Here is a 21,942-nt window from a genome sequence, read left to right on the forward strand (position 1 = left end):
GTGGCGAGTTCGGGCTTGGCGGCGTCCAGGCATAAGGTGTGGCTGTAACCGGGGCAGGCTTCCTCGACGTCCGATGCCGCGACCCTGACTGCTCAGCCAACGGCGTCGGACGAGTCTCGCAGGCGCAGCAGAGTCCGGTCAGCTCCTGGTGCATGCGGATCGTGCCGTACATGCCGTTGTCGAGCACCACCACCACGATGGCGACGCCGTACTGTATGGCGGTGGCGAACTCCTGCACGCACATCATAACGTCGCCGTCCCCGGCCAGCGCGACGACGATCCGCTCCGGATGCACCCGCTTGGCCATCACGGCGGCCGGCAGGCCGTAGCCCATGGAGCCGGAGGTCGGCGCGAGTTGCGTGCCGAAGCCGCGGAAGCGGTAGTAGCGGTGGATCCAGGTGGCGAAATTGCCGGCGCCGTTGCATATCACCGCGTCGACCGGCAGACGCTCGCGCAGCCACGCCACCGCTTCGCCGTACTGAAAGGCGCCGGGCTGCGGCCCAGGCGTCTCGGACCAGGCGCGGAAGGCCGCATGCGCCGTTTCCGTCCGGCTCGAAGCGGCCGGCTTCGCGGGCTCCAGCGCCGCTAGCGCCGCGCAGAACGGGCCGGGCGCAGACTGGATCGCCAGCGCCGGCTGATAGACCCGGCCAAGCTCGCCCGCATCCGGGTGGACGTGCACTAGAGGCACGCCGGGGTTCGGGATTTCGAGCAGCCCGTAGCCCTGTGCGGGCAGTTCGGACAGCCGGCCACCGATCATAATCAGGAGGTCCGAGCCGCGGATGCGCTCGATCAGGGCTGGGTTGGGGCCGATGCCGAGTTCCCCCGCGTAGTTCGGATGGTCGGAGGAATACAGCCCGGCACGGCGGAAGGAATTGGCTACCGGCATGTCGAAGCGCCTGGCGAAGGCGGCAAGCCGTTCGCTGTCGGCTTCGCGCCAGCGCGAGCCGCCGACCAGCACCATGGGTGATCGCGCACGCACCAGCATCGTGGCCAGCCGCTCAATGTCGGCGGGCGAAGGAGCGGGCTCGGCCGGCTCGATCCGAGGCGCGTCGGCGACCGTGACGACGTCGTCGAGCATGTCCTCGGGCAGCGCCACCACCACCGGACCGGGCCGGCCCTGCATCGCCACCCGGAAGGCCCGGGCGACAATCTCGGGGATCCGCCCTGCGTCGTCGATCTCCACCGCCCACTTGGCGAGGTCGCCGAACATCCGCGGGTAGTCGACCTCCTGGAAGGCCTCGCGCCCGCGCATCCGCCGGGCGATCTGGCCGACGAACAAGATCATCGGCGTCGAGTCCTGCCGAGCGATGTGCACACCCGCCGAGGCGTTGGTGGCGCCGGGGCCGCGGGTGACGAAGCAGATCCCCGGCCGTCCAGTGAGCTTTCCAGAGGCCTCGGCCATGATTGAGGCGCCGCCCTCCTGACGGCAGACGATCACGTCGACGCCCGTGTCGTGCAGAGCGTCGAGGACCGCGAGGTAGCTCTCGCCGGGGACGCACGCGAGGCGGTCGACGCCCTGAGCGAGCAGCTGGTCGACGAGGACCCGTGCGCCCGTACGGCCCACGAATTCACCTGTCTCGACGTCTGACAATTCCAAGTCTCCCAAGAACAATTCTATCTCTCGATCTGATCGTGGTTCTTGCAACGATGACCGTTAGTCAACATAAGCTCGTATATTCGTAGCAGATGCGACCGTTTCTTCACGTTGATTGAGACACACGACTTCAGCTATGATGCGTCTCTTCGCAGGATCGACCGAAGTGATTGTGTATCGCGTCTTGATCGTATCGCCGAAGCGCACGGGGCCGACGAACCGGACGCGATCGTACCCGAGCGAGACGGTCCGACCGATCCGCATCTTGGCGGACGCGGCCGACATAAAACCCATGAGCAAGGTTCCGTGCGCGATGCGCTCCCCGTATCGGCCTGCCTTCATGTATTCGTGGTCAATATGATTTGGCGAGAAGTCACCGGTAATACCGGCATAGGCATACACGTCGGACTCAGACACCGTCTTCGTAAACACGACCCTGGCGCCGACCTCCACTTCCTCGATGCGGCCGCTCCTTGATTGAAAATATTCCAGCTCCATCGCAGCTCTTTCCCTTGGCTCTTGTCGCGTCGAGTTCGAGTGGTCCGGTCTTGTACCGGGCTCGGGGCTACACGATCCGTGTTGCACGGAGCTCTTCGATCCGCAGGTGGGAATAGCCGAGCCATTCGCTCAGGACTTCCGTGCTGTGCTCGCCGAGTTGCGGCGGCGCGGTCCAGCCGGCGGTGATGTCGAACTCGGAGTAGCGGGCGGCGGGGCCGAGCGTCGGCACAGTTCCGTAGGTCGGGTGATCGAGTTCGACGCGCAGACCGCGGTGTTGGACCTGCGCGAGCTCGAAGACTTCGCGCATGTTATTGACCCGCGCGCAGGGCACGCCGGCACGCTCAAGAGAGGCGATGATGTCTGCGGTCGTGAACTTGAGCATCTCGGCGTCGAGTATCGCGTACAGCTCATACCGGTTCGTGACGCGCACCGTCATCGTACTGAAGCGCGGATCGGTGACGAGATCGTCCCGGCCTAGGATCGTGCAGAACGCCTTAAAGAAGTTCTGGAAGCCCGCGCCGATGACCGCCCAGCCGTCAGACGTTCGAAACGCCTTGTACGGGACCTGCTGGGCATGCTCGGAACCCCACTTGAGTGGCTCCGTACCGGTCATCAGGTATTCCAGCGCAGCGTTGGCGAGGAACGCCACCTCGCTCTCGAGTAGGCTGGTCGTGACGTGCTGCCCACGCCCGGTGGTCGCGCGCTGGAGCAGGGCGGCGACGATCGCGGTCTGACAGTTCATCCCAGCCAACATGTCGAAGGCCGAAGTCCCGAGCTTGATCGGCGCGCCCGTGCGCTCGCCCGTTATACTCATGTAACCACCGAGCGCCTGGATCGTCAGATCGAACGCACCCAGCTCCGCGTCTGGCCCGTCGGGACCGAAACCGGAGATCGAGGCGTAGACGAGGCGGGGGGCCTGCGCGCTGAGGCTGGCGTAGTCGAGACCAAGGCGCGCCATCACGCTCGGACGGAAGTTCTCGAGCACAACGTCGGCCTGGAGGCAGAGTTCGCGGGCGACCGCCCGGCCGGCCTCCGCCTGAAGATTGAGCGTGATCGACCGCTTGTTCCTGTTCGTCGCGTACCACGTGATGCCGTTGTCGGCGAAGAAGGGCGGTCCTTGACCGCGCAGCGGATCGCCGGTCGTCGGCAGTTCAACCTTGACGACGTCTGCGCCTAGATCGCCGAGGAGCTGCGCGCAGTACGGTCCCGCGAAGAAGCGCGAGAAGTCGACGATCCTGATGCCGGTGAGGGGCTTTGTGCTTTGCTGCGTCATGATTGATCCATTTCCATGCGGCTGCCCGTCGAACCGGGATCGGTTGGTGGTCCGTGGGCGCGCTTGTCAGCGTCCGCTGAAGATCGCCCGGCGCTTCTCGAAGTGCGCCTGCATGCCCTCGGCGTAGTCCTGCGTCGCGTCGAGCGGACGACGCAGGGCCTGATCGAGCGCGGCCGCGTCGGGCAGCGACAGGGAGAGGCCGAGGTTGATTGATCGCTTGAGCGCTGCCAATGCGAGGGGGCCGGTCGCCTCCATCTCGGCGATCCAGGCGAGCGCTGCGCCGCTCAACTGCTCGCGCGGCACAACGCGCTGCAAGATGCCCAGTTGCTCGGCCTCCCGCGCATTGAAGTCGCGCGCCGTGAAGAGAAGGTTCTTGGCGCGCGCGGCCCCAACGAGCCGCGTAAGCGTTACGGGACCGCCGCTGCCGGGATAGGCACCGAGCCGCATCTCCGGAAAGCCGAAACGTGCGTCCTCGGCGGCGATGCGTAGGTCGCAGGCCAGCGCGAGTTCGAGACCGCCCCCGAGGCACCAGCCGAAGATCGCCGCGACCACCGGCTTCGAGGACCGCCAGATCTCCTCGCTCAGCGCGAGCAGGGCCTGGCTCTGCGCCCCTTTGCCCGCCTGCGAGAGCGTGGCGCGCTCCTTCAGATCGGTCCCGGCCGAAAACGCCCGGTCGCCCGCGCCCGTGATGACGATGCCGCGGACGTCGCCGGCGTTCTCAGCGGCGCGCACAGCCTCGCGCAGGTTGGCGACGAGTTCGTTGGAGAGCGCGTTGCGCGCCTCTGGCCGGTTCATCGTCAGGACGAGAGCGCTGCCGTGCCGCTCGGTGTCGAGCACCGTCATGCCGCCCCTCCCGTCGATTCTCGGCCTGTCCCGTTCGGCATCCCGCGACACCCGTATCGATAAGGTCCTATCCCCGCGCCGACAGACCATCCGATCGCGCCCGTCGGGCGCCCACGACGGATGGACGCGCGGCCCCGTCTCTTAGGTTTCGACGCGTCAGGCATCGAGGAGCCGCACGCGATCGGCTGGGATGTGCATGCCGACGTCCTGGCCTTCCTCGAACAGCTCGTTTGGCAGCGCGTGCACGCGCAACGCCCCGCCCGGCCAAGCCAGCGTGTAGTCCACCGTGTCGCCTAGGAGGGCGCGCCGCGTTACTCGGGCGGGCCAGCGGTTCGGTCCGGGTCGATGCTCGCGCGCGAGTTGCGGGTACACCGCGTGCACCGCCGCGAGCCGCTCGTCGGAGGGTGCCGCGCCACCGAGGGGCCGCTCGCAGGTGAGGTCCGCCTCGCCGGCCCGGCAGAAGAGCGAGCCGTCCGCATTCTGCGCCACCACATGCACCGACAGGATGTTGGCCGCGCCGATGAAGTCGGCCACGAAGCGCGTGCGCGGCCGGTCGTAGACGTCGAGAGGTGCCCCCTCCTGCTCGATACGCCCCTCGCGCATCACGATGATGCGGTCTGAGATCGCCATGGCCTCCTCCTGATCGTGCGTCACGTAGATCGTCGTCACTGATGTCTTGCGCTGCAGTTCCTTGATCTCGTCGCGCATCTGGACGCGCAGGACGGCGTCGAGGTTCGAGAGCGGCTCGTCCAGGAGGATGGCCTTCGGCTCGAACGCGTAGGCGCGGGCCAGCGCCACGCGCTGCTGCTGGCCCCCGCTGAGGGCGGTCGCCGGCCGATCGATCATGGTGTCCATCCCGACCATCGCGAGGGCGTGACGCACGCGGCGACGCAACTCCTCGCCCCGCACGCCCCTGAGCTTCAAGCCGAACGCCACGTTCTCCATGACGCTCATGTGCGGCCAGATCGCGTAGGACTGGAACACCATCGAAAGCCGCCGCTTGTCGGGCGGGATGTTGATGCGCTGCGCGGACGAGAACACAGTCTTCCCATCGACCAGGATCTCACCCTCCTGCGGCGTCTCCAGCCCGGCGATGCAGCGCAGCACCGTCGACTTTCCGCACCCCGACGGCCCGAGCAGGGACAGGTGGGAACTCGTGGGGACGGCCAGCGACAGACCGTGCACGACTGTCCGACCTTCGTAGCCTGCGACGAGGTTCCGGACTTCGATGAAGCTCGCGCCCGTGCGGCGCCCTTCCTCCGCGGTCCCCATCGTCAACCCCTCTGTCACCACGTCTCGCCCCATGTCCCCGGTACCTCCCATCGGTCAGCCTCGAGCCAGGGCAGCAGTCCCGCGCCCGATGAGCAACATCGTCAGCAGCACGATGCCGCTCTGGACTATGACTAGGGCGCTCACCTGCGGCAGCCCCCCTGATTCCCAGAAGTTGAGGACGGCCGGTCCGAGCACCTGGATGCCGCCAGACACGAGGAAGATCGAAGCGCTGACCTCGCCGATCGAGACCATGAATAGCAGCGCCCAAGTGCTCACCATCCCAGGGCGTAGGAGTGGCAGCGTGATCGACCACAGCACGCGGGCACGGCCCGCTCCAAAGACCTGGGCCGCCTCGTCGAGCGCCCTGTCAACCTGCACGACCACGCCGCTCATCGCCCGGTATCCGAGCGGCAGGAAGATGACGAGGTAGCCGAGGAGCAACGCAAACAATGTTCCGTAGATCTTGAACGGGAGAAGCAGGATCATCCACAGGAAGCCGAACGCGAAGATCAGCCGCGGAAAGGCCTGAGGCAGCATGATCACCTGCTCGAGTATGCGCCCGGCGCGGTTGTCCGCACGGTGAACGATGATGGCGAGCAGTGTGGACAGAAACACGCCGATCGTTCCGGTGGCGATACCGAGGATGACACTGTTGACGATCGCCTGACGCGTCGTCGGCAGGTCGAGGATCACATACGCGTAGTTGGCGAGCGTCCAGTCCGACGGATCGAAGCGCAGGTCGGAACTGGTCTGGAGCGAGGCGATCAGCAGGGTGCCGAGCGGGAGGACCAGTGACAGGAACACGTAGAGGCAGACGATGCCGGTCAAGAGTGGCTTCCATCCCCGTACGTCGATCGGCTGTGGCCGGTAGGTCTTACCGGTGACGACGACGTAGGAGCGGCCCCGCAGAATCCGGGCGGACATCCAGACGGATAGGGCCGTGAATCCGATCAGCAGGAGGCCCAGCGCGCTCGCCAGCGGCAGGTTGGGCGGATAGCCCTGGAACAGGACGTAGATCGCGGTCGTCACCACGTAGAAGCGCGACTTCGCCCCCAGGATCGCAGGAATCGCGAACGCCGCCATGGTGGCCGAGAACACGAAGACTGCGGCGCTCAGGATGGCCGGCATCATCAGGGGCAGGCTGATTCTGAGCGCCGTGCGCCAATGATTGGCGCCGATCACGGACGCGCATTCCTCTAGCGCCGGGTTCATCCGGTCCATCGCAGCGCCGACCATCAGGAAGACCACGGGCGCCTCGACCAAGGCCAGCACGAACACGATCCCGCCGAGCGACGTGATGTCGATGAGCGGTCCCGGCATGCCAGTCAGGCTCACGTAGGCCTTGTTGATCAGGCCACCGTCCGGTGCGGCGAGCTCGACCCAGGCCAGTGCACCGACGAGAGGCCCCAGCGGGTAGGGGATCGTGATTAGGATGCGGAACAGCCCGGCCGCCGGCAGCTGGGTCCGGTTCACAATCCAGGCGAGCGTCACGCCGATCGCCACGCAAAGTACCGTAGCGCAGGCCGACATCGCGATCGAATGCCAGATCCAGTCGAGGTGTTCGAAGATCTCGAGGATCGGCCCGAATCCGTATTCCGTGACCGGCAGCGCCTCGGGATCGCCGACGTTGAAGGCGCTCGTCGCGATCAGCGCGATCGGCATGCCAAGCAGGCTCGACAGCGCAAGCAGGGGAACAGCGACATCGAGGGACAGTCCGGGGCGCGCGACGGGCGTCGTCACGACGGGTTGAGCCAGGGCGGACGTGCGCATTTACATCCCCGTAATGCTGTTCCAGAGCTTCACGAACTCGGCGTGCCGCGCGGGCGACGCGTAGTCCTTGAAGTCGGTCGGCAGCAAGATCTTGACGTCCTCGAGCTTCGGCACGTCGGGAAGCGTGACGTCGTTGCGGGTCGAGGACGAGCCTTGGATGCGGTTCCAGGCCGTCTGACCCTCCTGGGAGAGGAAGTAGTCGATGAAGACCTTCGCGGCGTTCGGCCGCTGCGTCGCGACGAGGATGCCGACGACCTGGGTCTGGGCGGGAGCCCCCTCCGGCGGATAGACGACTTCGATGGCTTGGTTGAGCCGCTTCGCCTTCACGTACTGATAGTTGCTGACCTTGCCCCCGATCTTGAGATTGCCGCTCTGGATGTCCGATAGGATCTGCGTGGAGGAGGCGTATGCCCGGGGTTTCTGCCGGGCTAGTTTCGTCCAGTAATCCTTCGGCATGATGTCCTTGAGCAGGTACCACCACGTGTACTGGGTACCGGCCGACGAGTTCTGGAAGCCGACCTGCTGCGACCACCGCGGATCGAGGAGATCCGTCCACGTCTTCGGCGCCGTGGCCGCGTCGACGTACCGGGGGTCGTACATCATCGGTCCGATGTTGATGAAATACGTCGTCCAGTAGCCGACCGGATCGCTCCTGAGATTGGGTGCGTAGGCGTCCATCTCCGGCGAGATGTAGGCAAGCAGTTGCTTGCGCTGCCGCAGCACATCCATGAGTCCGGGATCGGAACACATGTACGCGTCGATCTCGCTGGCGCCCGTGCGGAGTTCGGCCTGCAGCTTCGGCATCGCCGAGCCCGGGAGCGCGCGCTGCTGGAGCGCCTGGATGCCGGTCTTTTCCGTGAACGCACGCAGAAAAGTGACGACGTCGTTCTCTTGGTCGCTGTGCATCACGACGAGCGTGCCCTCCTTCCTGGCCTGAGCCAGATCGGGGGGCGCGTCGGCCGCGCTGGCCGGCCTACTCGCGATGAAAGGCGCCGCGAGTCCGGTCGCCGCGAGCCCTACGAGCAGACCTCGCCTACCTGGATCGAACGCGGTGGGTCGCCGCACGCTGAAGCGCATCGAAACCATCCTCCCTGTTCGACGGGGTGCCGGCTCTGGGTCGTTCGTCGCCCGGGCCTGAACACCCGTCGGATCACACGAATGCGTTCAGGCCGGTCAGGGCCCGTCCGATGATGAGACGGTTGATCTGAGTGGTACCGTCCGGGACGGTCAGCATCCGCGCGTTTCGGAAATGCCGCTCCAGAGGGAATTCTTTGGTAAGTCCGAAGGCGCCGTGCACCTGGATGGCGTCGGATGTGATCCGCTGCGCCGCCTCCGTCGCATAAACCTTGGCCATAGCAGCTTCGGTGTCGCATCGCCGCCCGGCCGCCATCAGCGACAGCGCGCGGTAGACAAGGAGGCGGGCCGCGTCGAGGTCCGTCGCCATGCGCGCCAGCATGTCCTGGACGAGCTGGAAGCCACCGATCTTGCGGCCGAACTGCTCGCGCTCGCCTGCGTAGCCCAGGCTCGCGTCCAGCGCCGCACGCGCGACGCCGAGCGCCAGCGTGGACACGAAGCAGCGCGAGCGCTCGAAGCCCTTCATAGTCTCGGCTAGCCCGCCCCCGATCCGGCCGAGGATGTACTCTTCGCCAACGACAGCGTCTTCCAGGATGACCTGACCCATCGACCACCCGTTGAGGCCGAGCTTGGGGATCTCGCGGGTGGTGAAGGCGTGCTCCCTGCGGTCGAGCAGGAACAGGGTCAGTTCGTCCTCGCCGGTTCGCGCTAGCAAGAGCACGAGGTCGGCGATCGTCGCGTTAGACGTCCAAATCTTCTCGCCGGTGATCCGGAAATGGCTGCCGTCGCGGACGGCCTTAGTCCGCACGCCGCGCGCGTTCGACCCGCAGCCCGGCTCGCTGATCGCCGAGCAGCCGATGAGCGTTCCGGCCGTCAGGCCCGGCAGGTAGCGCGCCTTTAATTCAGGTGAACCGACTTGCTGCAGCTTCAGCGACGCGCCCTCGGTGACCCAGGCGAGCCCTGCCACGTCCGGGGACCAGCGCGCCAGCTCCTCGAAGAGCAGGCCGCTCGTGACGAAGTCGAGGCCCACACCCCCTTCATCCTCGGATACCCATCCGTTGCCGACGCCGAACTGCGTGGTCAGAGCTAGCAGCTCGCGCGCGACCTCGTTCGAGAACGCCGTCTCGTGGTTGCGCTGCGCGAGGGGCCCCAGGTCGCGTTCCAGGAAACGCCGCCAAGCGTCGAGGCCTAAACGCTGTTCTTCACTCAGCTCGAAATCCATCAGGTCGACCTGTCGCGTACGGTAATTTGAAGGTTATCGTGTCGAGCATGCGGCAAGCTCGATCTCCGAAGAGGATGTAGAGTCCGAACTGTCGTACAGCCGCGTCACATGGAAAACCTCGCTCAATGCAGGGGAATGTATTCGACCTCGGGCACGAGCTTCGGTCCGGCGCGGAAGCCGATGTGACGCAACCAGGTCGCGTCGTTTTGCTCGGGATGATCGGTCCGCTGATGGGCCCCGCGGCTTTCGGTGCGGAGGAGAGCGGCCTCGACGATGGTCTGGGCGGTCTGGACCATGTCGCGCGCCTCGATTGCCCGGACGGCGGCGGTGATGTCCGGTGTCGCGAGGCCGTCGTCGATGTCGCGCGCGAGCCCGCGCAAGGCCGCGAGGCCGGCTGCGAGAGTCTCCTTCCGACGCCAGATCGCAGCAGCGGACGAGACCGATCGAGACACCGCAGCTTTCGCCTCGCCGGGATTGATCTCGCCGCGTCGTCCGCTCAAGGCGCGAAGCTGCTCGATCGCTGCGTTCAAGGCCAACGCGCGGCTCGACCGCTCTGCGGGCAGGAGGCCCGCGGCCGCACCGCGTCCGGCGACGGCACCTAAGACGATGGTGTCGGAGCAGCCGTTGCCGGCGATGCGGCTCGCCCCATGCAGTCCGCCAGCCGCCTCGCCGCCCGCGTAGAGACCCGGCACCCCGCACGACCCGGTCTCGTCGATGAAAATGCCGCCCATCTGGCTGTGGGCTGCGGGGCGCACCCGCGGACCCTCCTCGCGCGGGTCTAGGCCGGCTGCGCGCAGGCGGCGGCAATGCGAGACGTAGCTCTCGAGCTGCGCCGGCGCCAACGGCCGGGTGTCGAACAGGACGGTGCCGTCCGGAAAGCCCCGGCCGGCATCAATCTCCGACTGGATGCACAGCGACATGCGCGCCTTCTCAATCTGGCGCTCGCCATGCTCGGGGTTGTACCTGAACATGAACCGCTCGCCCCGCGCGTTCAGCAGGTGCGCGCCCGCCCCCAGCATCGCGGTCGGCATTTCCATGCCGGCACACCCGGCGGGGTGCACCGTGACAACCGGCTCGAACTGGACGAACTCCATATCGATCAATTGTGCGCCCGCCTGCAGGGCCAGCCCGTATGCGCCCGCAGAAACGTCCGCCGGATAGGTGCTGTCGTCGAACAGGCGACCGATGCCGCCCGCGGCCAGGACCACGGCCCGCGCGTGTACAGCCGTCAGATTCTTCTTCTGGGGATGCCACAACAGAGCTCCGGTCACGGCCGCTCCGTGCCGGAGCAGCGTCAGCGCCTTCCACCCCGAGAGCGTACAGATTCCGTCGCGCTTCACCTGACGGGCCAACGCATCGACGATCGCCCGGCCGGTGCCCTCCGCGACGTACACTGATCGGGCGAACCGGTTCCCCGAGAGATGCCGCAGTTGCACGCGCTCTCCGTCGCGCGCGAAGGACACGCCCAGTTCGCAGAGTTCGCGAAAGGCGCTGGTCGCCTCCTCGGCGACGAGCTTCACCAGGCGGCGATCGTTCAGCCCGCCCCCGCCCCGGATCATGTCTTCGGCGTAGATGGCTGGCGTGTCGCCCGCCTCGGGATCGAGCGGCACGTTGCAGCCGATGACGTAGGGTGACGCCCCCCGGGCCGGATAGGCGATCGTGACCGCGGCTCCCCGACGGTGCGCTGCCAACGCGGCCCGATGTCCGGCCATTCCTCCACCGAGTACGAGGACGTCCGTCTCGACCTGATCGATGTCCTCGCCCATCAACGTGGCGCACCCTCCTAAGCGCGATTTCCGCGTCGTCCGATGTAGTCTGGGGGAGCTGCCCACGGAGGACAAACGATACTATCTTATGGACCTATGACTTTCGCTCATGACCACGGTGCCGATGACCTGGACGCTGCCCTCTCTGTCCTCGCTGCGCGTGTTCGAGGCCGCGGGACGCCATATGAGTTTCACACGTGCCGCGCTGGAACTCCACATCACGCAGAGCGCCGTGAGCCATCAGATCCGAACGCTTGAAGATCACCTCGGCGTTCACCTGTTCGAGCGCTCCGCGCGGGGGATCGCGCTCACGCCCGCCGGCGCAGGTTACCTGCGGGATATCCGCAACTCCCTGAACCGCATCCAAGAGGCGACGCTCAAGCTGCTGACGGAGCCGACGGGCGGCATGCTGAACGTCGCAACGCCTCCAGCTTTCGGGGCGCGATGGCTGATCCCGCGACTTGATCGCTTCCGCCGCGCCAACTCCGATATCCTCATCACGCTCGTGACCCGGAGCAGCATCTTCGACTTCGCTCAGGAAAAGCTCGATGCGGCAATCCATTACGGCCACAACGACTGGCCTGACGTGACGTCCGAACCTCTGGTCGGCGCACAGGTCGTTCTCATCGCGGCGCCACGCTACCTGCGAAGTCTCGGGGGGATCAAAGACCCGGCGGATTTGGCGCGCGCCACTCTACTGCAGCACATCCGGAAGCCCGACAGTTGGCGCCGGTGGCTCGAGGCGATCGGGGCGCAGCATGTGAACGCATGGGCCGGTCCGCGCTTCGAACACTTCTACATGATTATACAGGCAGCCATAGCCGGACTTGGTGTAGGCCTTGTTCCTCGTGTGATCGCAGCGGACGATATAGAGTCCGGCCAACTTGTTGTCCCATTCCAAACTGACTATGTCAGCGATCAGAACTATTGCCTTGTCTATCCAGACAGCAAGATTTATGACATGCGCTTGAACCGTTTCCGGAGTTGGCTCTCCGAGGAGGCTCGTGCCTACAATCTCAACTTCTGATTTTGATTTGAAGCATTGTTCGTGAGATCGTGTCGTGTGTGCTAGTTGTTCGCCGATCCGTTGGCATTCACGGCCTGGTTCGACGTGAATGACTGAGATCTAAACTGAAAGATGTACTGATCCACCATGCGGTGTGGGGGCGGATCCCAGCTGACGCGGCTGCAGACCGAGGCGCTTGGATCCGCTGAACGGCACGCAGCGGGATCCCGACCGCCCAAGCCAGGGTGCGGCCGGTCCAGAGCGTGATCTCGCCCGGCGGCTCCGAGCAGGATAAAGCGAGCACCTCGGCGACCGTCACGGCCGGTTGGGACGGCGTGCCGGATGAATGAGTACTGTCACGCAGGAGGCCATCGACGCTCGTGCGCCGGGCCAGGTCCAGAACGGTCCGAGAGCTGGGCAATGTGGGCGCGCTGGATGCGCCCAAGAGCGCGCAACCGCAGTCGTTCATCTCAGCCCATTGTACCCAGTCGAAAGTCTATGATGACACAAGTCAGATTTATAAGCTGAGCTGATGCAGCTTCTGCTTCAGAGAAGCCGCCGAAGTCGGTCGAACGGCAAAAACGGGCGCAAAGCTGCCCGTCTGCTTTTACGGTTGACGGTCAATGTTACCAGCGGCGCGAGCCGCGTCTCGGCCCTTCACCACCCATTCCGCCGCGTGCATCCCAAGCTTTGGCGTCGGAAGAGACCAGCGCCCCGATGTTTCCGAGAGGCGCAGGACCGGGCCGAGGGTGCGCAATGTGCCGTAGGCGGAGTCGCTCTCGATCCAGAGGTCGGTGAGATCCGCCTCGCTCAAGCGCTCCGGTGCGCTTTCGAACCCGTCGACGAGACCCTGCGCCTGGATCAGCATCGCCGACCGGCACAAGGAGGCGTGGACACGGTAGCCTCCGCCCACCAGCAGGCGCTGCCCAAGGGCCAGCATCGTGCCGTAGGCGGCGAGGTAGCCGGTGGTGTAGTCGCAGGTCGGGGCGAAGACGAGCTTCGGGCGCCCGGCGCCGGTCAGAAGCCCATTGGCGTCGCAGATGCCGGTGACCGCCTGCGCCACCTGCTCCCAGCCCGCCCGATCGGCGAAGGGACCACCCGAGCCGAAGCAGGTCACCGCCACGTGGACGAGGCCGGGCCGAAGTGCCGTCAGGGAATCCGCGTCTAGGTCGAACCGAGCCATCACGCCGGGCCGGTAGCCATCGATCACCACGTCGGCCTCGGACACCAGCGCCCGGAAGCGGTCGCGCTGCCGGGGATCGCGGAAGTCGAGGAAACAACTGCGCTTGCCGTGGCTGGTATCGCGCACGTGCTCGGGGGTCTGCGGCAGGTCAGGGGCGGTGACCATCAGCACGTCGGCGCCGTGCTCGGCGAGACAGCGGCCGGCGATGGGGCCGGCAAGGATGCGGGTGAGATCGAGGACCCGCATCCCGGATAGCGGGCGCACGGCTGGCGGCAGAGGCCGCGCCGGCGCATCGCCGACCGGCTCGATCTCGACCGCCGGCCGCCCGGCCAGATAGGCGCCCTGCGGGTGGGCGAGCCACGCCTCACGGGTCCGCACAGTGCCGCCGCAGGCCCTGGCCTCGGCGATGGCCTCCTCGAGGTCGTCGGCGCGCCAGCGTGCCACAGCCCGCGCCACTGCATCGGGTGTGCTCTCGCAGCCGAGCACACCGAGCACCCGGGCGGCGAGGTGAGGCAGGTTGAGATGCGGTAGCAGGTAGCGATCGTCGGCCGTACGCCAAGGCTGGGTGACGGTGAGCATATGGGCCATCGCGTCGGGGATCGGCACCGGCCGATAGGTCCCGTCTGCGTCACGCGCGCTCGTGTAATCGACGGTGCGTAAGGTCGCGGCGGCTTGGCGCACCGAGATGCCGACCCGCTGCCGGCGACCGGTGCGGGCCTCCCAGATATCGCTGGCTGCGACCCCGATCGCCGCGAGGCACGCGGCGGCGGTCTCGCCGACCCGGAACGGCGTGCGGAAGAACGGGTCGCAGCCTTCGATTGCCACCTCACCTGAGGCGGGCATGCCGCGCCCACGCAGCGCCATCAGCTCGGCGAAGGCATCGTGACGATCGGTCATATCGGATCTCAACGTTCGACCCGAGCCGCGCGGATCGCGGCGTTGACGCCCTGGCCGTAGACGAGCGCTTGTCTCCAATCGGCGTCGGCGCCCGGTACCGCGTCGAGGCTGGCTTTGATCGCAGGCAGTGCGGTGGCATCGAACCCGGCGAGGCGCGCGGCGATCTCGGCGCAGCGTCCGGCGAGGCGACCCACCGGGACGACCTCGTTCACGAGGCCCCAGTCCAGGGCTGTGGTGGCGTCGATCCGCTCGCCGGTGAGCAGCAGCCAAGCGGCGCGCTTGCGGTTGAGGAGCAGGCGCGACGTGGGGCCGGCCATGCTGGCGTAAGTCGCAAACCCGATCTCGGGTGTGCCAAAAGCAGCGTCCTCCGCGGCGATCGCGAGATCGCAGACGTTGACGAGGGTCAAGCCGCCGCCCAGCGCCAGCCCGTTCACCGCGGCGATGAACACCGCTTTGTGCGCTCGTATCGCGGTGTTGAGGGCGATGGCCTCCTCGCCGGCGGTGTCCGGCCGGCCGGCGGCGATCTCTGCCGCGCGCTCTTTCAAGTCGAGGCCGGCGCAGAAGCTCCTCTCCGTCCCGGTGAGGATCACGGCGTGGCAACCCGGGTCGACCTCGGCAAAGGCAACGGTGAGCGCGAGGCGCGTCGCCCGGTCGAGGGCGTTCCGCTTGGCCGGCCGCGCGATGCGGATGCGCGCCCAGCCGGGGTTATGCTCGACGACGACCGTATCCATCGCGGGTGATCCCGAGCTAGCGATGCGCGACCGGCAGGCCGTCACAGCGCCAGCGGGCGCGCAGGACGGTGCCGGTCTGTGACTCTGTTAAGTAGACCGTGCTGCGGTCGCTTCGGCCGAATGTCAGGTTCGTCACCGTCTGACCACGGCAGGAGCGGATGCGGGCGAGCGGCTCACCCTGCGGTCCGATTGCGAACACGGCGCCGAGCGAGGCGTGAGCGACGAGCAGGTTGCCGCCCTCGTCCATCACCAGCCCATCCGGACCGCTGGTGCCGTGGAAGCCCGCGAAGCGTCCGACCTTCGAGACACTGCCGTCCCGCTGCAGCGGCACGCGCCAGACGGCATTGTCGCGGGTCATCGCCACGAACAGCACGCTTTCGTCGGCCGAGAGCACCAAGCCGTTGGGACTCACCCCGTTGGCGATCAGACAGTCGAGGCGGCCGGAGGGGCAGAGGCGGAACACCCGGCCGGTGGGGTCGTGCAGACCGGTCTGGCCCTGATCGGTGAAGTAAAGATCCCCGCTCTTGGCAACGATCAAGTCGTTGACGCCCTTGAACCGCTCGCTGTTGCGCCGGGCGAGATACGGCTCGGGTGTGCCGCCCGCTGGATCGAGGCTGAGGATCCCGTTCTTGTAGTCGGCGATCAACAACCGTCCATCCGGGTGGAAGGCGAGGCCGTTGGGCTCCCCGTCCCATTCCGCCAGCTGCGTCCAAGTGCCGTCAAGCTCGATCCGGAAGATGCGCCCGTGCGGGATGTCGGTGACGTGGAGGTTGCCGGCGGCGTCGAAGCACGGCCCCTCCAGGAAGCAGTCCACCGGGTGACCGCCCTTGTTCGCCCGCGCCCAATCGGTCACCACCGGCCGGCGCAGCGCCGCCGGCATCGCGGTGAACACCTCGCTGTCGATGGTCTCGGGGACGGGGTACCAGCTCATCGATCAGGCCTTGTCGGCGTACTGGCGGCGGGCGGGCACGCTCCAGGGCGCGGTCAGGATCGTGCCGGTCGACGATTCCGTGAAGAATAGCATCTTCCGGTCGGTGCCGCCGAGCTTGGCGTTCGTCACGGTCTTGCCCCGCGGGGCGCGTATGCGGGCGACGATCTCGCCGTCGGGATCGACCGCGAAGACGGAGCCGAGCGAGGCATGCGGCACGAGCAGCGTGCCCTCGGCATCGATCGTGAGGCTGTCGGGTCCGCTTACCCCGTGGAACGACACGAAGCGCCCGACTTTGCCGGTGCTGCCGTCTGGGAACAACGGCACGCGCCAGACGGCGTTGTCGCGGGTCATCGAGACGAACAGCACCTGCTCGTTCGGGTGCAGCACCAGCCCGTTCGGGCTGACGCCGGTCGCCAGGATTGTGTCGAGCCGACCGTCCAGGCGGAGCCGGTACACCCGGCCCGTCGGGTCCTGTAGCCCGGTCTGGCCCTGGTCGGTGAAGTAGAGGTCGCCATTGAGCGCGAAGGTCAGGTCGTTGAGGCCCTTGAAGCGCTCGCTGTCACGCCGCCCGAGAAATGTGGCGATCTTGCCGGTGGCTGGGTCGAAGGTGAGCAGGCCCTGCTTGTAGTCGGCGATGAAGAAAGGCCCGTCCGGGTGGCGCGTCATGCCGTTGGGCTCGCCGTCCCACTCGGCGAGTTGCGTCCAAGTCCGGTCGGGCGCGATCCGGAACAGGCGGCCGAACGGGATGTCGACGCAGTACAAAGTTCCGTCCGCCTCGGCGACGAGACCCTCGATGAAGCTGTCGACCGGCGGCTGGCCCGCTTTGTTGACGGCGGACCACTCGGAGGCGGCGTTCTTCCGGCGCAGGACCTCCGGCATCGCCGTGTAGGTGTCGGCGGTGATGAGGCGGGGCGGCGGCTCAGCGTCGACGCCTACCGCTGCAGCGCGCCGCGTGAGCGACGTGAGGGAGGCACCCAGGAGCGCGCCGGCGATCGTTCGTCGTGACAGCATCATAACCTCCCTCGCTCGGGATGGGGACCGACCGCGCAGTGCGAACACCAGCGCGGTCGGGTGTCCTCGCTCACGCGGACTTCTGGACCGGCAGTCCCACGGATGTGACTTGGGGAGCACCGCGCATGAACAGGAACAGCAGGCCGCTCAATCCCAGGGCCAGCACCAGGATGAAGGCCATGCCGAGCATGCCGGCATCGTAGGAACCGGTCGCGTCCTTCAGCCAACCGACCATGAACGGGCCGACGAAGCCGCCGGCTGCACCGACCGAGTTGATGAAGGCGAGGCCGCCTGCGGCGGCCGCGCCGGCGAGGAAGGTCTGCGGGATCGTGTAGAACACGGTCCGGGCCGAGATCGTGCCGATCAGCGCCAGCGTCAGGCCGACGAGCGCCGGCACCAGGGCGCTGAACACGACCGAGATCACCAGGCCGACGACACCGCAGGTGAGCGCGAGCGCCATGTTGAGGATCTTGCGCCCGGTCTTGTCGGCCACCCGAGCCCACAGCAGCATCGCCACCGTGGCGAAGAAGTACGGGATGGCCGAGACGAAACCGATGGTCAGGGTCGCCAGCCCATGTCCCTTGAGGATAAGCGGCAGCCAGATGCCAACGCCGTAGGAACCGATTGTGAAGGCGAAGGTGATGCCGGCCAGCACAAGGACGCGGCGGTCCCGCAACGCCTCGCCGAGCTTGTGGCGCGGGCTCTCGCGCCGCTCGCGCTCCAGGGCATCGGTCAACGCGGTCCGTTCTTCGGCGGTGAGCCAAGCCGCGTCCTTCGGCGCATCCGAGAGGGTGGTGAGGCACAGCACGCCGAGGAAGCAAGCGGGCAAGCCCTCGACGATGAACATCCACTGCCAGCCTGACAGGCCGAGGACACCATGCATCTCGAGGAGCGACGAGGAGACCGGGCCGCCGATCAGGGACGAGAGCGGGGTGGCCGCCATGAACCACGCCAGCACGCGGGTACGTGAGCGGGCGGGAAACCACACCGAGAGGTACCAGATAACCCCGGGGAAGAAGCCCGCCTCGAACACGCCGAGCAGGAAGCGCAGACCGTAGAAGCTGAGCGGGCCGACCGCGAAGGCGGTCGCCGCCGCGGCGAGCCCCCAGGTGATCATGATGCGCGCGAGCCAGCGCCGCGCCCCGAAGCGGTACATGGCCATATTGCTCGGCACTTCGAGCAGGCAGTAGCTCGCGAACATGATGCCCGCGCCCCAGCCGAACTGGGTGGCGGTCAGGCCGAGCTCGCGGTTCATCTGCAGGGCGGCGAAGCCGACGCTGGTCCGGTCGATGTAATTGAAGAAGTAGCCGAGCATCAGGATCGGCACGAGGCGCCACATCGCCTTGCGGATCGCGGTGTCCTCAACTGCTTTGACCGCCGGATCGGTGCCGGCTACGGCGACCGCGGCCATGGCATGGCTCGACATGGTGCAAGTCCTTCTGAGGCGTTTCCGGTCGGGCGTGGTTTCTTCTGAGTCGGCGCGGCGTCGAGGCCGCGCATCGAAGTCGGTGAAGCGCCTCAAGCCGCGTCGGCGCGGGCCCGGAGGCCGGTTGGACCACTGACGATGCCGCGGGTCGCGAGATCCTCGATTTCGGTCGGGTCGAGGCCGAGTTCGGTCAGGATCTCGGCGCCGTGCCCGCCCGCCTCGGGCAGATCGAGGCGCAGGCCGGGCCGGACGCCGTTCAGCTCCAGCGGCAGGGCTGGGATCATGGTCGTTCGGCCGTCGGGAAGCGTCACCCCGACCATCGCGCCGGGATGGTTGAGGTGCGGGTCGTCGAACATCTCGTCCGGCCGGGTTATCGCCGCAAACGGCAAGCCGGCGCGCTCGCAGACCTGCATGATCGCGGCGCGGTCGTGCTGCCTGAGGATCTCGCGCAACCGCGGCATGAAGCGCTCGCGCGCGTGGACCCGCTGCGGGTTTGTCGCGAGGTCGGGATCTCCGGCGAGGTCGCCACAGCCGAAGGCCTCACAGAACAGCTGCCACTGCGTGTCGGTGACGACGCCGACGAAGACCTGGTCATCGTCACCGGTCTCGAACACGTCGTAGACCGCCCAGGCCGAGATGCGTGCCGGCATCGGCGCCGCTGCCTTCCCGGTCACGGCGAACTGCGCCATGTGCTGGGCCACGAGGAACATGTTGTTCTCGAACAGGCCGCTGCGGATCACTTGGCCGCGGTCGGTCGTGTGCCGCTCCTGCAGGGCGGCGAGGATGCCGATGGCCGCGAACATGCCACCCATCACATCGTTTACCGACGCGCCGGCGCGCAGCGGCCGACCAGGCGGCCCGGTCATGTAGGCGAGGCCGCCCATCATCTGGACGACTTCGTCCAGTGCGGTGCGCTGCTCGTAGGGGCCGGTCAGAAACCCTTTGAGCGAGCAGTAGATCAGCCGCGGGTGCTCCGCGCAGAGCGCCTCGGCCCCGAGACCCTGCTTGTCCAAGGCGCCGGGCCGAAAGTTCTCCGTGACCACGTCGGCGCTCGCGATGAGGCGCTTGACCAGCGCGAGGCCCTCGGACGACTTCAGGTCGACCGCGAGGCTGCGCTTGTTCCGGTTGTAGGTCGGAAAGAAGCCCGCGCCCGAGCCCGGCAGGCGCCGGGTATTATCGCCCGCCCCGACTGGCTCGATCTTGATCACGTCGGCGCCGAGGTCGCCCAGGATGAGGCCGCAGGTCGGCCCCATCACCATGTGTGAGAACTCGATGACGCGAACACCCGCGAGGGGCAGGACCTTCGCGATGGTCTGCACCGGATCGTCTCCGAGGGCATCAGTCATGCGGCGTTCCTTTGATCGCTAGCGGTGCGGAAGCCCTTGGGCAGGCCGGCATCGGGGACATGGCCATAGAGCGGTTCGCCAGGCAGTGCCTCGGCGACGATCGCCCGTGCCGCGATTAGTCGGTCGAGGTCGATCCCGGTGCGCAGACCCATCGCCTCCAGCAAGAAGACGAGGTCTTCGGTGACGACGTTGCCAGTGGCGCCCGGTGCGTAGGGGCAGCCGCCGAGCCCCCCCTGCGAGGCATCGAAGGTGGTGACATCCGCCTCCAGCGCCGCGACCACGTTGGCGAGCCCCTGCCCGCGCGTGTTATGGAAATGACCACCCCCGGCGCGATCGCCCAGGGCGCGCTTGAGCGCCTTGAACATGCGCCGCACCTGCGCCGGGTTGCCGGACCCAGTCGTGTCGGAAAGGCCGACGCTGTCGGCGCCGGCGCGCGCGACCTTCTCGGCAAGCGCGATCACCCAGGCCTCGTCGATCGTCCCCTCCAGGGTGCAGCCGAAGGCGGTCGAGATGCCGACCTCGATGCCCGGGCGCTGACCCGCGGGCAGGCTGTCTCGGAGCGCGCACATCCGAGCGACATCCTCAACAGCCTGCTCGGGCGTCATGCCGACATTCGATTGACTATGCAGTCGCGAGGCCGACACCGGCACCGTCAGCTTGGGAGTGCCAGCCGCGAACGCGCGCTGTGCACCTCTCAGGTTGGGCACCAGGGCGAGGATGGTGACATCCGACAGTTCGATCGCGGCCTGCATCACCTCGGCCGTATCCGCCATCTGTGGGAGCCGTCCCGCGTGGACGAAGGAGCCGACCTCGATCTCCGGCAGACCGGCTGCTGCCAGCGCCGTGATCCAACGGACCTTCGCCTCTGTCGGCATCGTCCGCGCGATGCTCTGTAGGCCGTCGCGCGGCCCGACCTCGCTAACGACGATGTCAATCTCCGGCATGGCACCTCCCGATAGGGCCGTCATCGGTCCTTGAATATTCTGTTAGACAGAATTATTTTCTATTTCGTAGAAATAATTACGCATCATCTCGTAGACGTCAATGGCGGAACTGGTTGGAGTGCATGAGATGTCAAACGGGAGCGAACGGCCGGGCCGACGTCGGGGGCGACCACCTGGCCAGCGGAATATCGGGGAAGCCACGGCGGCGCCTGCCGAATTGCCGCGCGTGGATGCGGTCGAGCGCGCCTTGGCCATCCTCGACGCCTTCACCGAGGATCGGGTGCGGCTCACGCTGGCGGAGATCGCGCACCGAACGGGGCTCTACCCGAGCACTGTCTTGCGGCTGGCGGGATCCCTATCTCGCTTCGGCTACCTGAATCGAGATGATAACGGACAGTATCGTCTCGGGCCGACGCCGTTGCGGCTGGGTCAACTTTATCGGCAGACGTTCGATTTGACCGACTACGTGCGTCCAGCGCTCGCTCGTCTGTCCGAGGCGACAGGCGAGACCGCGGCCTTCTACATCCGCGACGGCGACAAGCGGATCTGTCTTTACCGTCACCACGCGCCACGGATGATCCGTCACCATCTGGAAGAAGGTGCTCAACTTCCGCTCGACAGAGGCGCGGGCGGGCGTGTACTTTTGGCCTACACCGGGGCGATAGACCCAGGCAGCGCGGCGATCCGAGAGTGCGGGCTCGCAATATCCCTAGGCGAGCGCGATTCTGAGACCGCCGCAATCGCAACACCGGTCCATGGCAACCATGGGACATTCCTCGGCGCGCTCGGCATCATAGGATTGCGAAGCCGCTTCGAGGGCGAGCGGATCGACCTACTTAGTCAGTTACTGCGCGCGGAGGCCTCATCCTTGACACGGCTCCTCAGTGGCCGATGACAACTCTCGGCCGCTCGCAAGCATCGCGGCAGACGCAGCCGGCCCATAACCAAAAAACGGCTGCCGGCCGCCGATGCCGAATGGCCAACTATTCTTACCCGCACATTGGTGACTACTGGCCGGGTTGAACCCTTTCCGTTTACTTTCGCTTTAGAGGACATATCAGAGTGCTAAGCACGTCCGCAAAGGGCGCGAAGCAGAACGCCTGCTTCTGGACGACGGGCCAAGTTCCGCCAGCTACGTAACGTCTAAGCTTGACG

Annotated in this window: 18 protein-coding genes and 1 pseudogene; 2 read left to right on the plus strand and 17 right to left on the minus strand. The window is 66.7% G+C overall.

Translation table 11 applies throughout. The features are described 5' to 3' along the window. The 9 genes from MKL01_RS24910 to MKL01_RS24950 all read right to left on the minus strand — a co-directional run. Positions 1-1,591: thiamine pyrophosphate-binding protein (locus MKL01_RS24910; protein ID WP_243907851.1), on the minus strand; the 1,591-nt coding region annotated here is incomplete at its 3' end. Between the two features lie 63 nt (positions 1,592-1,654). Then, a complete protein-coding gene (locus MKL01_RS24915; protein WP_243907852.1) occupies positions 1,655-2,092 on the minus strand; it encodes a MaoC family dehydratase in 438 nt (145 codons plus the stop codon). A gap of 67 nt (positions 2,093-2,159) precedes the next feature. Continuing rightward, a complete protein-coding gene (locus tag MKL01_RS24920) occupies positions 2,160-3,365 on the minus strand; it encodes a CaiB/BaiF CoA transferase family protein (protein WP_243907853.1) in 1,206 nt (401 codons plus the stop codon). Between the two features lie 66 nt (positions 3,366-3,431). Further along, a complete protein-coding gene (locus MKL01_RS24925) occupies positions 3,432-4,208 on the minus strand; it encodes an enoyl-CoA hydratase/isomerase family protein (protein ID WP_243907854.1) in 777 nt (258 codons plus the stop codon). A 156-nt stretch (positions 4,209-4,364) separates the two neighbouring features. Then, positions 4,365-5,498 carry an ABC transporter ATP-binding protein gene (locus tag MKL01_RS24930; protein ID WP_243907855.1) on the minus strand — a complete coding sequence of 378 codons (1,134 nt, stop codon included), beginning with the start codon at positions 5,496-5,498 and terminating at the stop codon, positions 4,365-4,367. Between the two features lie 36 nt (positions 5,499-5,534). Further along, a complete protein-coding gene (locus MKL01_RS24935) occupies positions 5,535-7,250 on the minus strand; it encodes an ABC transporter permease (protein WP_243907856.1) in 1,716 nt (571 codons plus the stop codon). Next, the gene (locus MKL01_RS24940; protein ID WP_243907857.1) at positions 7,251-8,327 is read right to left on the minus strand and encodes an ABC transporter substrate-binding protein; all 1,077 of its coding nucleotides are present in this window, start codon (positions 8,325-8,327) and stop codon (positions 7,251-7,253) included. It abuts the gene before it with no gap. Positions 8,328-8,400: 73 nt separating this feature from the next. Next, positions 8,401-9,546: an acyl-CoA dehydrogenase family protein gene (locus MKL01_RS24945; protein WP_243907858.1), complete on the minus strand. Its 1,146-nt coding sequence runs from the start codon at positions 9,544-9,546 to the stop codon at positions 8,401-8,403. Between the two features lie 122 nt (positions 9,547-9,668). Further along, on the minus strand, positions 9,669-11,312 hold the full coding sequence (locus tag MKL01_RS24950; protein WP_243907859.1) for an FAD-binding protein: 1,644 nt from the start codon (positions 11,310-11,312) through the stop codon (positions 9,669-9,671). A gap of 109 nt (positions 11,313-11,421) precedes the next feature. Here MKL01_RS24950 and gcvA point away from each other — a divergent pair, with 109 nt between their 5' ends. Further along, positions 11,422-12,339 (plus strand): transcriptional regulator GcvA, encoded by a 918-nt coding sequence (gene gcvA / locus MKL01_RS24955; protein WP_243907860.1) that lies wholly within the window; start codon positions 11,422-11,424, stop codon positions 12,337-12,339. 178 nt (positions 12,340-12,517) lie between these two features. Here the strand turns inward: gcvA and MKL01_RS24960 are convergent. The 8 genes and pseudogenes from MKL01_RS24960 to MKL01_RS24995 all read right to left on the minus strand — a co-directional run. Further along, positions 12,518-12,694: pseudogene (locus MKL01_RS24960) on the minus strand (IS630 family transposase); the annotation flags it as partial. Positions 12,695-12,925: 231 nt separating this feature from the next. After that, positions 12,926-14,398 (minus strand): CoA transferase, encoded by a 1,473-nt coding sequence (locus tag MKL01_RS24965; RefSeq protein WP_243907861.1) that lies wholly within the window; start codon positions 14,396-14,398, stop codon positions 12,926-12,928. An 8-nt stretch (positions 14,399-14,406) separates the two neighbouring features. Beyond that, positions 14,407-15,129 carry an enoyl-CoA hydratase/isomerase family protein gene (locus tag MKL01_RS24970; RefSeq protein ID WP_243907862.1) on the minus strand — a complete coding sequence of 241 codons (723 nt, stop codon included), beginning with the start codon at positions 15,127-15,129 and terminating at the stop codon, positions 14,407-14,409. Positions 15,130-15,145: 16 nt separating this feature from the next. Then, a complete protein-coding gene (locus tag MKL01_RS24975; RefSeq protein ID WP_243907863.1) occupies positions 15,146-16,060 on the minus strand; it encodes an SMP-30/gluconolactonase/LRE family protein in 915 nt (304 codons plus the stop codon). A 3-nt stretch (positions 16,061-16,063) separates the two neighbouring features. Next, on the minus strand, positions 16,064-17,071 hold the full coding sequence (locus MKL01_RS24980; RefSeq protein ID WP_313901488.1) for an SMP-30/gluconolactonase/LRE family protein: 1,008 nt from the start codon (positions 17,069-17,071) through the stop codon (positions 16,064-16,066). Between the two features lie 70 nt (positions 17,072-17,141). Then, positions 17,142-18,497 carry an MFS transporter gene (locus MKL01_RS24985; protein ID WP_243907864.1) on the minus strand — a complete coding sequence of 452 codons (1,356 nt, stop codon included), beginning with the start codon at positions 18,495-18,497 and terminating at the stop codon, positions 17,142-17,144. Positions 18,498-18,589: 92 nt separating this feature from the next. Further along, positions 18,590-19,843 carry a CaiB/BaiF CoA transferase family protein gene (locus MKL01_RS24990; protein WP_243907865.1) on the minus strand — a complete coding sequence of 418 codons (1,254 nt, stop codon included), beginning with the start codon at positions 19,841-19,843 and terminating at the stop codon, positions 18,590-18,592. Further along, complete coding sequence (locus tag MKL01_RS24995) at positions 19,840-20,787, minus strand: hydroxymethylglutaryl-CoA lyase (RefSeq protein ID WP_243907866.1); 948 nt, start codon at positions 20,785-20,787, stop codon at positions 19,840-19,842. The genes MKL01_RS24990 and MKL01_RS24995 overlap by 4 nt, the downstream gene beginning before the upstream one ends. A 226-nt stretch (positions 20,788-21,013) precedes the next feature. Between MKL01_RS24995 and MKL01_RS25000 the strand changes: the two genes are divergently transcribed. Then, entirely contained in the window at positions 21,014-21,682 is a 669-nt protein-coding gene (locus tag MKL01_RS25000) for an IclR family transcriptional regulator (protein ID WP_243907867.1), read from the plus strand. Positions 21,683-21,942: the final 260 nt, after the last annotated feature.

Origin of the sequence: Methylobacterium sp. J-070 (assembly GCF_022829385.1) — a bacterium.
GTDB lineage: Bacteria > Pseudomonadota > Alphaproteobacteria > Rhizobiales > Beijerinckiaceae > Methylobacterium.